General features: G+C 59.0%; 13 protein-coding genes. 2 read left to right on the top strand and 11 right to left on the bottom strand.

The genetic code is table 11. The features are described from left to right. Nucleotide 1: 1 nt before the first annotated feature. From AC3WRD_RS24370 to AC3WRD_RS24325, 10 genes are all read right to left on the bottom strand, one after another. On the bottom strand, nucleotides 2-415 hold the full coding sequence (locus tag AC3WRD_RS24370) for an NADH-quinone oxidoreductase subunit A (protein WP_003223812.1): 414 nt from the start codon (nucleotides 413-415) through the stop codon (nucleotides 2-4). 546 nt (nucleotides 416-961) lie between these two features. After that, nucleotides 962-2,287: an isocitrate lyase gene (gene aceA / locus AC3WRD_RS24365; protein ID WP_011334956.1), complete on the bottom strand. Its 1,326-nt coding sequence runs from the start codon at nucleotides 2,285-2,287 to the stop codon at nucleotides 962-964. 476 nt (nucleotides 2,288-2,763) lie between these two features. Continuing rightward, a complete protein-coding gene (locus tag AC3WRD_RS24360; RefSeq protein WP_096822260.1) occupies nucleotides 2,764-3,501 on the bottom strand; it encodes a secretin N-terminal domain-containing protein in 738 nt (245 codons plus the stop codon). Between the two features lie 132 nt (nucleotides 3,502-3,633). Continuing rightward, nucleotides 3,634-4,059, bottom strand: a complete 426-nt coding sequence (locus AC3WRD_RS24355; RefSeq protein ID WP_085712389.1) for a GNAT family N-acetyltransferase — start codon at nucleotides 4,057-4,059, stop codon at nucleotides 3,634-3,636. Continuing rightward, on the bottom strand, nucleotides 4,052-5,224 hold the full coding sequence (locus tag AC3WRD_RS24350; protein WP_096822258.1) for a ribosomal protein uL16 3-hydroxylase: 1,173 nt from the start codon (nucleotides 5,222-5,224) through the stop codon (nucleotides 4,052-4,054). The genes AC3WRD_RS24355 and AC3WRD_RS24350 overlap by 8 nt, the downstream gene beginning before the upstream one ends. A gap of 86 nt (nucleotides 5,225-5,310) precedes the next feature. Next, nucleotides 5,311-6,681 (bottom strand): adenylosuccinate lyase, encoded by a 1,371-nt coding sequence (purB, locus tag AC3WRD_RS24345; protein WP_039767413.1) that lies wholly within the window; start codon nucleotides 6,679-6,681, stop codon nucleotides 5,311-5,313. A 126-nt stretch (nucleotides 6,682-6,807) separates the two neighbouring features. Further along, on the bottom strand, nucleotides 6,808-7,431 hold the full coding sequence (gene hflD / locus AC3WRD_RS24340) for a high frequency lysogenization protein HflD (RefSeq protein WP_096822257.1): 624 nt from the start codon (nucleotides 7,429-7,431) through the stop codon (nucleotides 6,808-6,810). Beyond that, on the bottom strand, nucleotides 7,428-8,552 hold the full coding sequence (gene mnmA / locus AC3WRD_RS24335; RefSeq protein ID WP_074688946.1) for a tRNA 2-thiouridine(34) synthase MnmA: 1,125 nt from the start codon (nucleotides 8,550-8,552) through the stop codon (nucleotides 7,428-7,430). Before mnmA ends, hflD begins: the two co-directional genes overlap by 4 nt. 59 nt (nucleotides 8,553-8,611) lie before the next feature. Further along, complete coding sequence (locus tag AC3WRD_RS24330) at nucleotides 8,612-9,058, bottom strand: NUDIX hydrolase (protein WP_096822256.1); 447 nt, start codon at nucleotides 9,056-9,058, stop codon at nucleotides 8,612-8,614. 78 nt (nucleotides 9,059-9,136) lie between these two features. Then, nucleotides 9,137-11,362, bottom strand: coding sequence for an NADP-dependent isocitrate dehydrogenase (locus AC3WRD_RS24325; protein ID WP_102622475.1), 2,226 nt, complete (start codon nucleotides 11,360-11,362; stop codon nucleotides 9,137-9,139). A gap of 481 nt (nucleotides 11,363-11,843) precedes the next feature. Here AC3WRD_RS24325 and icd point away from each other — a divergent pair, with 481 nt between their 5' ends. After that, a complete protein-coding gene (gene icd, locus AC3WRD_RS24320; protein ID WP_003223831.1) occupies nucleotides 11,844-13,100 on the top strand; it encodes an NADP-dependent isocitrate dehydrogenase in 1,257 nt (418 codons plus the stop codon). A 79-nt stretch (nucleotides 13,101-13,179) separates the two neighbouring features. On the opposite strand, the gene AC3WRD_RS24315 is transcribed toward icd, so the two are convergent. Then, nucleotides 13,180-13,461, bottom strand: coding sequence for a cold shock domain-containing protein (locus AC3WRD_RS24315; protein ID WP_096822254.1), 282 nt, complete (start codon nucleotides 13,459-13,461; stop codon nucleotides 13,180-13,182). 224 nt (nucleotides 13,462-13,685) lie between these two features. Between AC3WRD_RS24315 and clpS the strand changes: the two genes are divergently transcribed. After that, complete coding sequence (gene clpS, locus AC3WRD_RS24310; RefSeq protein WP_015094394.1) at nucleotides 13,686-14,048, top strand: ATP-dependent Clp protease adapter ClpS; 363 nt, start codon at nucleotides 13,686-13,688, stop codon at nucleotides 14,046-14,048. Nucleotides 14,049-14,064 lie beyond the last annotated feature (16 nt).

The raw sequence follows: 14,064 nt of genomic DNA, 5'->3' as shown, positions 1-14,064 counted from the left end.
CTCATTGTTTCAGCTTCGCCTGCCGCTTGCGACGAGCTTCCGGAGCCCAGTCAAGGGCGCCCACTCGGAACAGGTAGACAAGACCTGCCAACAGAATTGCTATGAAAACGAGAGCTTCGACGAATCCGGTCCAGCCGCTTTCGCGGACGGACACAGACCATGCAAAGAGAAAGAGGGCTTCGATATCGAAGATCACGAACAGCATCGCGACCAGATAGAATTTGGCTGAGAGCCGCAAGCGGGCGCCACCGGTAGGTAGCATGCCGGACTCGAACGGTTCGTTTTTGCTGCGGCCCCAAGCTTTTGACCCGAGGAGGCTGGAGACGCCGAGCATGAAGGCACACAGGCCGACTACACCCAGAAGGAAAATGGCAAAGCCCCAGTTGTGGGCCATGAGTCCTGTCGCTTCGGGCATGCTGGTAATCCTTAACAGAGAGCAAAGGTCTCTGAGCTTGATAAAGAAATAAGGCAGTGACGATATGTCGCAGCAATCAATCGCGCTGATTTTATGGCTAAACACCCTGCAAGTAAAATTCCTATAGCGAAATTATTTATTGGAATAAGGACATAGCGCACCTCGATGGCCCCGCAGCCCATGCGTTGCGGGCATTAGCCGGGATTTCACGAATTATGTTTTGTAGGAAATGTAACGAACATAGTTGCCGCTAAATGATAATTAATATCGTTTGGAGTGGTTTTGTAACTGTTTAGCGATTGGGCAGTTGGGAAGTTGTCTTATATCCGCGTTACTGCAAGTAGCGGCGGCGCACGTTTTAACCGATTTTTGTGACCTGGATAGCGCTCTGGATCAATGTTTTGCCTGACAGATTGTGCCGACCCTGAGAGGTTCAGGAAGTCACAGGTAAAAAAAACGCCCCGAACCAGTCGGGGCGTCAGTTTTTCGGCAATGCGGTTAGCTTTCTACACGGTCCGCAAAGGCCGTTTACTCAGGCGAAGTCGATCAGTGGAACTGTTCTTCTTCGGTCGAACCGGTCAGCGCGGTCACCGAGGACGTGCCGCCCTGGATCACGGTGGTCATGTCGTCGAAGTAGCCAGTGCCCACTTCCTGCTGGTGAGCCACGAAGGTGTAACCCTTGGCGGCGTCAGCGAATTCCTGCTCTTGCAGCTTCACGTAGGCAGTCATGTCGTTGCGGGCGTAGTCGTGCGCCAGGTTGAACATGCTGTGCCACATGTTGTGAATGCCGGCCAGGGTGATGAACTGGTGCTTGTAACCCATGGCGGACAGTTCGCGCTGGAACTTGGCGATGGTCGCGTCGTCCAGGTTTTTCTTCCAGTTGAAGGAAGGCGAGCAGTTGTAGGACAGGATCTGGTCCGGGTATTCCTTCTTGATCGCTTCAGCGAAGCGACGGGCTTCGTCCAGATCCGGCTTGGCGGTTTCGCACCAGATCAGGTCGGCGTACGGCGCGTAGGCCAGGCCACGGGCGATTGCCTGGTCCAGACCAGCACGAACCTTGTAGAAGCCTTCCTGAGTGCGGGTGCCGGTTACGAACGGTTGGTCGTACGGGTCGCAGTCGGACGTCAGCAGGTCGGCAGCGTTGGCGTCGGTACGGGCCAGGATGATGGTCGGTACGCCGGCAACGTCGGCAGCCAGACGAGCAGCGGTCAGCTTCTGTACGGCTTCCTGGGTAGGAACCAGCACCTTGCCGCCCATGTGGCCGCATTTCTTCACGGAAGCCAGTTGGTCTTCGAAGTGAACGCCGGCGGCGCCTGCTTCGATCATGCTCTTCATCAGCTCGTAGGCGTTCAGTACGCCGCCGAAACCGGCTTCAGCGTCAGCCACGATTGGTGCGAAGTAGTCGATGTAGCCTTCGTCGCCCGGGTTCTTGCCGGCTTTCCACTGGATCTGGTCGGCACGACGGAACGAGTTGTTGATGCGCTTGACCACAGTTGGAACCGAGTCCACCGGGTACAGCGACTGGTCCGGGTACATCGATTCGGCGGAGTTGTTGTCCGCAGCGACTTGCCAGCCCGACAGGTAGATCGCCTGGATACCGGCTTTAACCTGCTGCACAGCCTGGCCGCCGGTCAGGGCGCCCATGCAGTTGACGAAATCTTTCTCTGGGCGGAAGGACGGCTTGGCACCCTGGGTGACCAGGTTCCACAGTTTTTCGGCGCCCATTTTTGCAAAGGTGTGCTCTGGTTGAACCGAGCCACGCAGACGGACGACGTCAGCAGCGGAGTAATTGCGAGTCACGCCTTTCCAGCGCGGGTTTTCAGCCCAGTCTTTTTCAAGGGCTGCAATTTGCTGTTCGCGTGTCAGTGCCATGGAGATAAACCTCGTCGCGTCTTTATGAAAAGTTGTTCTGCGGTGGAAAATTCCTTGCGCTCGCTGACCAGAAGCTTAGGTGGTCAGGTCGGGTTCGGCGGGGCAGGCGACGGGATGAACGATGGGCTCGAGGGGAAGTGAGCAGGTAAAGGCGAACTGGCGGGCGCATTCGGGCGTCGTGGGCCTTTATGCGAACTACAGTGTAAAGCCGGGTTACCTAATTACGCTTCCGTCCCTCGGGACAACTTCGTTCCAGTCGGCAACCTCGTCAAACACACCTTGTGGGCGGTACAGACACGAAACGGCTCGCGGGGATGGGTGCGAGCATCGCTTCGAAGGCCCTTGCCAGGGCCTCTGATTAGCGGGAGCGAGGCCATCATGCCTTCGCTTTTTTGGCTCGTCAAACGTTTTGTAGTGCTTTTTTTCAAGCACTACATCTTTCGTCTAATACGACTAATCAGTCAGTTTTTGGTGCTTTAGTCCAACGTGTCGACTTTCACCCGCAACGTCATGTCATCCCGGCCTTGAGTCGAGTAGCTGCGGGCCAGGCCCTGTTTGTCGGCCTGAGTCTCGCGGTTCACGCCGGCGAGGGTGATCCACTCGCCCAGGCGTCCGGTGACGGTTGTGTCGGTGCTCTGCACGTTCACTACATCGGGACGTTCCTGGCTCATGCGGTCACGGTTGGTACTGATTGCCAGGTGAACGGTGTCGCCGGTGACGCTGGCGGTGACGTAGAAGCCCTGAGTGACGTTGCGATACTGGGTCTGGCTGCTGTAATCGCCGTAGGAATTGGTCTGGCTGCTGGTGATCGGCACGCTCTGGCCGACCTGGATCAGGGCGGGCGCGCCTTCGCTGGCCTGAATCTGCTGAATGCCGCCGTCTCGGCTGGACGTGCTGTAATTGATGATCCTGGTTTGCTGGTCACCAGTGTTCTGTTGGTTGTTTTCGTTGGTGTCGACGGTGATCAGCAGGCGTTTGGGCTCGGTATCCAGTTGGGTCAGCAGGGCCTTGAGGGCCTGAATCTTGTCCGGTTCGGCCTTGACGATCAGTTGGTTGCCATAGGCGCTGACCTGGCCGTCCTTGCCGATGAAGTCCTGGGCCACCGGCAGCATGTCGGCACTGGTGTGGTACTTGAGGGGCACGATTTCTGTGGCTGCCATCACCGAAAAACTGCAGCCGAGCAGCAGGGTGGTGAGCAGGGTGCGTAGGGACATGTCCGTTATCTCCGCTTTCGAAAGGCTTGATATTGCCAGTTTGTCGGCCCGGGGTGGGGCAAGTTGAATCGTAGACAGCAAAACGCCCCGGCATCATGAGATGGCGGGGCGTTTTGAGGTGTACATCAAGCGTTATGCCGAATGACGAACCATGTCGACATGCGGAATCCCGGCTTCCAGGAATTCCTCGCTGACCAGGTTGAAACCCAGGCGTTCATAGAACGCCGTGGCCTGCACCTGCGCGCTAAGCATCTGCTGCTTCAGTCCGCGAGCTTCGGCTTCGGCGATGACCGCTTGCATCAGCGCATCACCGACCTTCAGACCGCGCCAGTCCTTGAGCACCGAAACCCGGCCGATGTGCCCGTCGGGCAGCAGGCGGGCGGTGCCGATCGGAAAGTCGCCTTCGAAAGCCAGGAAATGCACCGCCGTGGCGTCATCGGCGTCCCACTCAAGCTCGGGCGGAACCGATTGTTCGGCAATGAACACCGTTTCGCGAATGCGGCGGATCTCGGCGTTGTCCTTTTGCCAGTCTGCAACACGTACGCGAATCTTATTCATCGTCGGCGAACCCCAGGCTCCCTTGCTTGACCAGTTCGCACAGCAGGCCGCGACCGTCTTCGTCGCTCAGCCAGTCACCGAGGTTGTCGGTGTGCAGAGCGTCAGCCGAGCAGATCAACTTCAGCAGTTCGCGCAACTTGCCCGGCAGGTAACGGCTCTGGCCGCTGGCGAACAGCAGCAGATCGTCATCGACTTCCGACCATGCCAGGCGCGCGCTCGGGTTGCGGATCAGGATGGCGCCGTCTTCGAGCGCGCTGAGGAAGTCTTCTTCTTCGACTTCTTCCGGGCCGACCACCAGCTCCGGATAACGCGGCTCGGTCATGTACTGGCCGAACCAGGTCAGCAGCAGGCGTTCGTCGCTCATGTGCTCGGCGAGCAGCGCTTTCAGGCGGCCGAGTGCATCGTGCTGGATCTGGTGTGGATCGCTGACCGGCTTCGCATCGGCGTCGGTGTAGCGCTCTTCGTCAGTCAGGAACTGGCTGAGGAAGTCGGTGAAGTGGGTCAGCACTTCAGCGGCGCTCGGTGCGCGGAAACCAACCGAGTAGGTCATGCAGTCATCAACGGCGACGCCGCAGTGAGCCAGGCGCGGCGGCAGGTAGAGCATGTCGCCCGGTTCCAGGACCCACTCTTCGGTCTCGTGGAATTCGGCGAGGATGCGCAGGTCCGCATGTTGCAGCAATGGGCTTTCGGAGTCGCACATCTGGCCGATTTTCCAGTTGCGCTTGCCGTGGCCTTGCAGCAGGAACACGTCGTAGTTATCGAAGTGCGGGCCGACGCTGCCACCTGGGGCGGCGAAGCTGATCATCACGTCGTCGACGCGCCAGCTCGGCAGGAAACGGAAGTTTTCCAGCAGTTCGCTGACTTCCGGCACGAACTGATCGACAGCCTGCACCAGCAGGGTCCACTCGCGTTCCGGCAGTTTGCTGAATTCGTCTTCGGCGAACGGGCCGCGGCGCAGTTCCCAAGGGCGCTCGCCGTGTTCGATCACCAGGCGCGATTCGACTTCTTCTTCCAGGGCCAGGCCGGCGAGTTCGTCGGCGTCGATCGGGCTTTCGAAATCAGGAATCGCCTGACGGATCAGCAGTGGCTTTTTCTGCCAGTAGTCGCGCATGAACTCGCGCGCCGTGAGACCACCCAGAAGTTGAAGAGGAATATCGGGATTCATATGTAACCTATTGAAAAAAAGCATTTTTCAGACGGGAATAAAAACGCCCGGCGCGGCCGGGCGTCTCAAACGGGTCAAGCAGTCGATCAGATGCGTTTGGCTTGCGCTACAGCGTTGCCGATGTAGTTGGCCGGGGTCAGTTGCTTGAGCTCGGCTTTCGCAGCGGCCGGCATGTCCAGGCCATCGATGAAAGTCTGCAGCGCTTCAGGGCTGATGCCCTTGCCACGAGTCAGTTCTTTCAGCTTCTCGTACGGGTTTTCGATGTTGTAGCGGCGCATCACGGTCTGGATCGGCTCGGCCAGGACTTCCCAGCAAGCGTCCAGATCGGCAGCAATCTTGTCAGCGTTCAGCTCGAGCTTGCTGATGCCTTTGAGGCTCGCTTCGTACGCGATCACGCTGTGGGCGAAGCCGACACCGAGGTTACGCAGAACGGTGGAGTCGGTCAGGTCGCGCTGCCAGCGGGAGATCGGCAGTTTGCTCGCCAGGTGCTGGAACAGCGCGTTGGCGATGCCCAGGTTGCCTTCGGAGTTTTCGAAGTCGATCGGGTTGACCTTGTGCGGCATGGTCGACGAACCGATTTCGCCGGCGATGGTGCGCTGCTTGAAGTAACCCAGGGAGATGTAGCCCCAGATGTCACGGTCGAAGTCGATCAGGATGGTGTTGAAGCGCGCAATGGCGTCGAACAGCTCGGCGATGTAGTCGTGCGGCTCGATCTGCGTGGTGTACGGGTTGAAGCCCAGACCCAGTTCGTCTTCGATGAAGGCGCGGGCGTTGGCTTCCCAGTCGATCTGCGGGTAGGCCGACAGGTGAGCGTTGTAGTTGCCGACAGCGCCGTTGATCTTGCCCAGCAGCGGAACGGCAGCGACCTGAGCGATCTGACGCTCGAGACGATAAACCACGTTCGCCAGCTCTTTGCCCAGGGTGGTCGGCGAAGCCGGTTGACCGTGGGTGCGCGACAGCATCGGCACGTCGGCAAAGCGGATGGCCAGTTCGCGGATGGCGTTGGCGGTCTGGCGCATCAGCGGCAGCATCACGTCGTCACGGCCTTCGCGCAGCATCAGGGCGTGGGACAGGTTGTTGATGTCCTCGCTGGTGCAGGCGAAGTGGATGAACTCGCTGACCTTGGCCAGTTCCGGCAGCTTGGCCGCCTGCTCCTTGAGCAGGTATTCGATCGCTTTTACGTCGTGGTTGGTGGTGCGCTCGATCTCTTTCACGCGCTCGGCGTGCTCCAGCGAGAAGTTCTCGGCCAGTTCGTTCAGAACGGCGTTGGCTTCGGCGGAGAAGGCTGGCACTTCCGGGATACCGGCGTGAGCGGCCAGGCGCTGGAGCCAGCGCACTTCAACCAGAACACGGGCACGGATCAGACCGTACTCGCTGAAAATTGGGCGCAGGGCCTGGGTTTTGCCGGCGTAGCGGCCGTCAACAGGGGAAACCGCAGTGAGCGAAGAGAGCTGCATGGGGTGTTCTCGGACAGTCGGGCAACGAAATGGGGCGCGTATCATACATGAAAAAATCCGCCGGTCCGTCGCCAACTGACCGGCGTATTACGCGTTACTGACTCAAAACGGTGTTGCGGGCGCGGTTCAGCTGCTGCGCATCAGCGGGTAAAGCTCTTTGAGCAACTTGCGACGGCTGATCACCAACTGCCAGCGATGACCACCCAGCTGACGCCACAGGCGTGCCGAGCGGATGCCGGCGAGCAGCAGGGCGCGAATCTTTGAGGCGTTGCTCGGCTGCTGAAGATTGCGCATGTCGCCGTGCACCTGGATGCGTTGACGCAAGGTGCTCAGAGTGTCCTGGTACAACGCGCCGCACGCGGCGATCACGTTTTCGTGGGCTGGGCCGAAATGCTCGACCTGCGACTGGATCTGCGGCAGACGCTTGCCGATCACGTCGAGCATGTCGTTGCGCTTGGCCAGTTGTCGCTCAAGGCCGAGCATCGACAAAGCGTAGCGCAACGGCTCGCGCTGCAAGGTGCTCGGGTCGCGTTCGAGGGCGCCGATCAATGCGCGATAACCGTCGCGCAGGTTGATGTCGTCGCCGCCGTACACGTCCAGCGTGTCTTTCGGGTCGCGAACCAGCAGGCTGCCGAGCATGCAGCTCAGGCCGGCCTCGTTGGTCTGGCCGGTCTTGGCGATCCGGTCGACCAGCACGGCGGCGAGAAACACGCCGCCCAGAGCCGTCAGTTGCTCCTGAGTCGGGCTCATGCCTGGCCGCTCCACGGCTCGGCGACTTCAATCACGCCACCACCGAGGCAGATTTCTCCGTCATAGAACACCACCGACTGGCCCGGCGTGACTGCGCGTTGCGGCTCGTCGAACACCGCGCGATAGCCGGTCTCGGTTTTTTCCAGTGTGCAGGCCTGATCGCTCTGGCGATAACGAACCTTGGCGGTCAGGCGCAGCGGCTGGCTCAAATCGATCGGGTTGACCCAATAGATTTCCGAAGCGAGCAGGGCGCTGGAGAACAGCCACGGATGGTTGTTGCCCTGGCCGACGATCAGCTCGTTGGTGTCCAGATCCTTGCGCAGCACGTACCACGGCTCGTCGCCGGCGTCTTTCAAGCCGCCGATGCCCAGGCCCTGGCGCTGGCCGATGGTGTGGTACATCAAGCCGTGGTGACGGCCAATGACTTCGCCTTCGGTGGTCTTGATCTCGCCCGGTTGCGCCGGCAGGTATTGCTTGAGGAAATCGCTGAAACGACGCTCACCGATGAAGCAGATCCCGGTGGAATCCTTCTTCTTGGCGGTCGCCAGTTCGTATTTCTCGGCGATTGCACGGACTTCCGGTTTTTCCAGCTCGCCGACCGGGAACAGGGTCTTGGCGATCTGTTCGCCGCCGACGGCGTGCAGGAAGTAGCTCTGGTCCTTGTTCGGGTCCAGGCCCTTGAGCAGTTCGGTACGACCATCGATGTCGCGGCGGCGCACGTAGTGACCGGTGGCGATCAGGTCGGCACCGAGCATCATGGCGTAGTCGAGGAACGCCTTGAACTTGATCTCGCGGTTGCACAGGATGTCCGGGTTCGGCGTGCGTCCGGCCTTGTATTCGGCCAGGAAATGCTCGAACACGTTGTCCCAGTACTCGGCGGCGAAGTTGGCGGTGTGCAGCTTGATACCGATCTTGTCGCACACAGCCTGAGCATCCGCCAGGTCGTCCATGGCGGTGCAGTATTCCGTTCCGTCGTCTTCTTCCCAGTTCTTCATGAACAGGCCTTCCACCTCATAACCCTGCTCGATCAGCAGGAGAGCGGAAACGGAAGAGTCCACGCCGCCGGACATGCCGACAATGACGCGCTTCTTGGATGTGTCAGAAGGGGCTGGATCACGCATAGGGATTCAATGAGTGTCTTGAAAAAGGACGCGATTCTATCAGGCTCACGGCCTCAAGGCTAAAGGGAAGGGCGGATCAGTTCGAGGCCGAAGCGATTGCCGGCCAGATAATCATCGATGCAGCGGATAATCAGCTCGCTGCGCCAGTGATCGCGCTGGGCCAATAATTCGTCGCGGGTCAGCCACTTGGCGCCGACGATACCGTCGTCCAGCTGATAATCCGGGTGGTGTTTCACGGCTTTGGCGCTGAAGCACACGCGCTGGTAAGTCACGCCGTTGCTGGGTGCGGTGTACAGATAAATGCCGATCACGCTGGTGGGTTCGACGTCCCAGCCGGTTTCTTCGAGGGTTTCGCGCACGGCGGCTTCGATCAGGGTTTCGTCCGGATCCAGATGACCGGCGGGCTGATTGAGCACGTTACGGCCAGCCTTGTGTTCCTCGACCATCAGGAAGCGACCGTTGTCCTCGACGATGGTGGCGACGGTGATGTGGGGGAGCCATTGCATGAATTGAATCTCCTGGGCGGAAGGCGGAAACACAAACCCCGGCACGAGGCCGGGGTTTGTGATGTTCCCTTTACAACCTTATACCAGCGCAGCGATGGCCGCGTTGAGGGTTGCGCTTGGGCGCATGGCCTTGCTGATCAGCTCGGCATTGGCGTGGTAGTAACCGCCGATGTCCACTGGCTTGCCTTGAACGGCGTTGAGCTCGGCAACGATGGTCGCTTCGTTCTCGGTCAGGGTCTTGGCCAGGGTCGCGAACTGCGCTTGCAGTGCAGCGTCTTCGGTCTGGGCGGCCAGGGCTTGTGCCCAGTACATTGCCAGGTAGAAGTGGCTGCCGCGGTTGTCGATGTTGCCGACTTTGCGCGATGGCGACTTGTTGTTGTCCAGGAACTGGCCAGTGGCCTGGTCCAGGGTCTTGGACAGAACCAGCGCTTTCGGGTTGTTGTAGTTCACACCCAGGTGCTCGAGAGAAGCGGCCAGGGCCAGGAATTCACCCAGCGAATCCCAGCGCAGGAAGTTCTCTTCGACCAGTTGCTGCACGTGCTTCGGAGCCGAACCGCCAGCGCCGGTTTCGAACAGGCCACCGCCGTTCATCAGCGGCACGATCGACAGCATCTTGGCGCTGGTGCCCAGTTCCATGATCGGGAACAGGTCGGTCAGGTAGTCACGCAGTACGTTGCCGGTCACCGAAATGGTGTCCTTGCCGTCGCGGGTGCGCTGCAGGGTGTACTTCATTGCGTCGACCGGCGCCATGATCTGGATGTCCAGACCGGCGGTGTCGTGATTCTTCAGGTAAGCCTGAACCTTCTCGATCACCACGCCATCGTGGGCGCGCATCGGGTCCAGCCAGAAAATGGCCGGAGTGCTGCTTGCGCGAGCACGGTTGACGGCCAGTTTGACCCAGTCCTGGATCGGCGCGTCTTTGGTCTGGCACATGCGGAAGATGTCGCCGGCTTCAACAGCCTGTTCCATCAGCAGGGTGCCTTTGCTGTCGGTCACGCGAACCACGCCATCGGCCTTGATCTGGAAGGTCTTGTCGTGGGAGCCGTACTCTTCGGCCTTCTTAGCCATCAGGCCAACGTTTGGCACGCTGCCCATGGTGGTCGGATCGAAAGCGCCATTGGCTTTGCAATCTTCGATCACGGCCTGGTAGATGGTGGCGTAGCAACGATCCGGGATCACGGCCTTGGTGTCGTGCAACTGGCCGTCAGTGCCCCACATCTTGCCGGAGTCACGGATCATGGCCGGCATCGAGGCGTCGACGATAACGTCGCTCGGCACGTGCAGGTTGGTGATGCCTTTGTCGGAGTTGACCATCGCCAGCGACGGACGAACGGCGTAGACCGTTTGAATGTCAGCTTCGATCTGAGCTTGTTGCTCGGCCGGCAGCGCTTTGATGCGGGCGTACAGGTCGCCGATGCCGTTGTTCAGGTTGAAGCCGATCTCGGCCAGCACGTCGGCGTGCTTGGTCAGGGCGTCTTTGTAGAACTCGGCAACGATCTGGCCGAACATGATCGGGTCGGAGACCTTCATCATGGTGGCTTTCAGGTGAACCGACAGCAGCACGCCTTGTTGCTTGGCGCTGTCGATTTCAGCGGCGATGAACGCGCGCAGGGCCTTTTTGCTCATTACGGAGCAGTCGAGGATCTCGCCCGCCTGAACGGTGGTTTTTTCTTTCAGGACGGTCGCGGTGCCGTCTTTGGCGATCAGTTCGATCTTCACGGCGTCAGCGGCGTCGATCAGGGCGGCTTTTTCGCTGCCGTAGAAATCGCCGGTGCTCATGTGAGCGACGTGGGACTTGGAGTCTTTGGCCCAGGCGCCCATTTTGTGCGGGTGCTTGCGAGCGTAGTTCTTGACCGACAGCGGAGCACGACGGTCGGAGTTGCCTTCACGCAGAACCGGGTTCACGGCGCTGCCCTTGACCTTGTCGTAACGCGCCTTGGTGTCTTTGTCGGCGTCGCTGGTCACGGTTTCCGGGTAGTCCGGCAGGTCGTAGCCCTGGGCTTGCAGCTCTTTGATAGCGGCTTGCAGTTGCGGAGCCGAAGCGCTGATGTTCGGCAGCTTGATGATGTTGGCTTCAGGCGTAACGGCCAGGTCGCCCAGTTCGGCGAGGTGGTCGGCTACGGCTTTGTCGCCCAGTTGCTCGGGGAAGCTGGCCAGAATACGTGCTGCAAGAGAGATATCGCGGGTTTCCACGGCGATATCGGCCGAGGCGGTGTAAGCCTCGATGATCGGCAGCAGGGAATAGGTGGCGAGGGCTGGAGCTTCGTCGGTGAAGGTATAGATGATCTTCGAGCGGGTGGGCATATTCGGATTAACTCTCTCTTCTTTGCTAAAGCGTGCGCAGAAACTCGAGGGGCGCCGGGTAAGCGCGTTCGTTCAAAGTCATCCATGAACCGAATGTCGAGATTCTTCGCGGTGATGTTGGGTGCATCAGTAGAGCGTCAAGCAGTCGGACTGCGGTAACAGTTCAACCAATCAGGCGGAAAGTCTCGTGCTAGAGAGGCCAGCCGTCGTGACCCTTTGGTCAGCGGGCGGCATTATACATAGGTAGCTGGCAATCTGCCGATGGTTCATATGCAACGATTCTCGTCCATTGGTCTAAAGGTCGCAGGCCGGGGTGGGGCGTAGAGTCGCCGTGAATGCTTGAGATTGGCGCTTTTCCCTTTGCTTTCAGGCTTGTACGAAACGAGATGTGGCCGCGCCCGGAACAGAGGGTTTGCGTGTTGATTCAACTGGGTTACGCTCGAACCAAGCCAGATGTTCAATCCAAACAATGGAGTTCAGCATGGGTTACAAGAAGATTCAGGTTCCAGCCGTCGGCGACAAAATCACCGTCAACGCAGACCATTCTCTCAATGTCCCTGATAACCCGATCATTCCCTTCATTGAAGGTGACGGCATTGGCGTCGACGTCAGCCCTGTGATGATCAAAGTGGTTGATGCTGCCGTGGCCAAGGCCTACGGGGGCAAGCGCAAGATTTCCTGGATGGAGGTTTATGCTGGCGAAAAGGCAACTCAAGTCTATGACCAGGACACCTGGCTGCCCCAGGAAACCCTGGACGCCGTCAAGGATTACGTCGTTTCCATCAAGGGCCCGCTGACCACCCCGGTCGGTGGCGGCATCCGCTCCCTCAACGTTGCCCTGCGTCAGCAACTCGATCTCTATGTCTGCCTGCGCCCTGTGGTGTGGTTCGAAGGCGTACCGAGCCCGGTGAAAAAGCCTGGCGACGTCGATATGGTGATCTTCCGCGAGAACTCCGAAGACATCTATGCCGGTATCGAATGGAAGGCCGGCTCTCCTGAAGCCACCAAGGTCATCAAGTTCCTGAAAGAAGAAATGGGCGTCACCAAGATCCGTTTTGACCAGGATTGCGGTATCGGCATCAAGCCTGTTTCGAAAGAAGGCACCAAACGTCTGGTGCGCAAGGCCCTGCAATACGTGGTGGACAACGACCGCAAGTCGCTGACCATCGTGCACAAGGGCAACATCATGAAATTCACCGAAGGTGCCTTCAAGGACTGGGGCTACGAGGTGGCGAAGGAAGAATTCGGCGCCGAGCTGCTCGATGGCGGCCCATGGATGAAATTCAAGAACCCGAAAACCGGCCGTGAAGTCATCGTCAAGGACGCCATTGCCGACGCCATGCTCCAGCAGATCCTGCTGCGTCCGGCCGAATACGATGTGATCGCCACCCTCAACCTCAACGGTGACTACCTGTCCGACGCCCTGGCGGCGGAAGTGGGCGGTATCGGTATCGCGCCGGGTGCCAACCTGTCCGACACCGTGGCCATGTTCGAGGCGACCCACGGTACCGCGCCGAAATATGCCGGCAAGGACCAGGTCAACCCGGGTTCGGTGATTCTGTCGGCCGAGATGATGTTGCGCCACCTGGGCTGGACCGAGGCGGCTGACCTGATCATCAAGGGCACCAATGGCGCGATCAAGGCCAAGACCGTGACCTACGACTTCGAACGTCTGATGGAAGGCGCCACGCTGGTGTCTTCTTCGGGCTTCGGTGAGGCGATCATCAAACACATGTAAGAAAGACCGCTGCAACGAAACCGCCCGGCTTGAGTGATCGAGCCGGGCGGTTTGTTTTCTGGCAGGTGTTCTGGTCGCTTCAGCTGGTCACTGATTGATGCTGCGCGGCGGCCGAGACGGTATCTTTCGCAGGCTCGGCATTCTGAATTTTTGTGGCGTGCAGCCCTTTGGGGCCTTGCACGATATCGAATTTGACGATTTGCCCGGCTTTGAGGGTTTTGTACCCGTCCATCTCAATGGCGGAGTAGTGTGCAAAGAAATCGATTTCCTTGCCGTCCTCGTCCTTCCCCTCGCGGGATTCGGTATTGATGAAACCGAACCCCTTGGCATTGTTGAACCATTTCACCTTGCCGACAGCCATGCTCAAATCCCTCTGCAACAGTCTCCATCGCTGGAGTATCATCCAATTCATCCGCAGTCGAATCCGTTAAAAAGATTGACTCCGCGGATCTTTTTTACCCACTGTGGGTTCTATTGGTTGTAACACCGTTTTCCCGATAGTCAAGGTGACCGGGCAGTCGGAGTTGAAAACGTGTCAAGCCGCCCCCACCACTGTATTTGCACAACTGACGAACCTTTCTTTCCATGCATGCAATCAGCCAGATTCGACTAACATTCAATCAGGATCGCCCTGATTTACACGACGACGATTCAGCGGGTATTGCTGTTCAGGAAGCAAAGCCTGCGTTACAGGCGCCGCCGATGTACAAGGTGGTTTTGTTTAATGATGACTACACACCGATGGATTTCGTCGTCGAAGTGCTCGAGGTGTTTTTTAACCTGAATCGCGAGCTGGCGACCAAGGTCATGCTGGCCGTCCACACAGAAGGACGGGCAGTATGTGGAGTGTTTACCCGCGACATCGCCGAGACAAAGGCCATGCAGGTCAACCAGTACGCCAGGGAAAGCCAGCATCCGCTACTCTGTGAAATCGAGAAGGACGGTTAATCGCCGACCACTTGGG

Source organism: Pseudomonas sp. FW215-R2 (assembly GCF_058789255.1).
Note: the sequence above shows the minus strand (reverse complement) of the source record. Positions and strands in the feature narration are given on the sequence as shown.

Coding starts and splice junctions, on each gene's coding strand:
- AC3WRD_RS24370 (WP_003223812.1), bottom strand. CDS start 415: ATGCCCGAAGCGACAGGACTCATGGCCCACAACTGGGGCTTTGCCATT.
- aceA (WP_011334956.1), bottom strand. CDS start 2,287: ATGGCACTGACACGCGAACAGCAAATTGCAGCCCTTGAAAAAGACTGG.
- AC3WRD_RS24360 (WP_096822260.1), bottom strand. CDS start 3,501: ATGTCCCTACGCACCCTGCTCACCACCCTGCTGCTCGGCTGCAGTTTT.
- AC3WRD_RS24355 (WP_085712389.1), bottom strand. CDS start 4,059: ATGAATAAGATTCGCGTACGTGTTGCAGACTGGCAAAAGGACAACGCC.
- AC3WRD_RS24350 (WP_096822258.1), bottom strand. CDS start 5,224: ATGAATCCCGATATTCCTCTTCAACTTCTGGGTGGTCTCACGGCGCGC.
- purB (WP_039767413.1), bottom strand. CDS start 6,681: ATGCAGCTCTCTTCGCTCACTGCGGTTTCCCCTGTTGACGGCCGCTAC.
- hflD (WP_096822257.1), bottom strand. CDS start 7,431: ATGAGCCCGACTCAGGAGCAACTGACGGCTCTGGGCGGCGTGTTTCTC.
- mnmA (WP_074688946.1), bottom strand. CDS start 8,552: ATGCGTGATCCAGCCCCTTCTGACACATCCAAGAAGCGCGTCATTGTC.
- AC3WRD_RS24330 (WP_096822256.1), bottom strand. CDS start 9,058: ATGCAATGGCTCCCCCACATCACCGTCGCCACCATCGTCGAGGACAAC.
- AC3WRD_RS24325 (WP_102622475.1), bottom strand. CDS start 11,362: ATGCCCACCCGCTCGAAGATCATCTATACCTTCACCGACGAAGCTCCA.
- icd (WP_003223831.1), top strand. CDS start 11,844: ATGGGTTACAAGAAGATTCAGGTTCCAGCCGTCGGCGACAAAATCACC.
- AC3WRD_RS24315 (WP_096822254.1), bottom strand. CDS start 13,461: ATGGCTGTCGGCAAGGTGAAATGGTTCAACAATGCCAAGGGGTTCGGT.
- clpS (WP_015094394.1), top strand. CDS start 13,686: ATGCATGCAATCAGCCAGATTCGACTAACATTCAATCAGGATCGCCCT.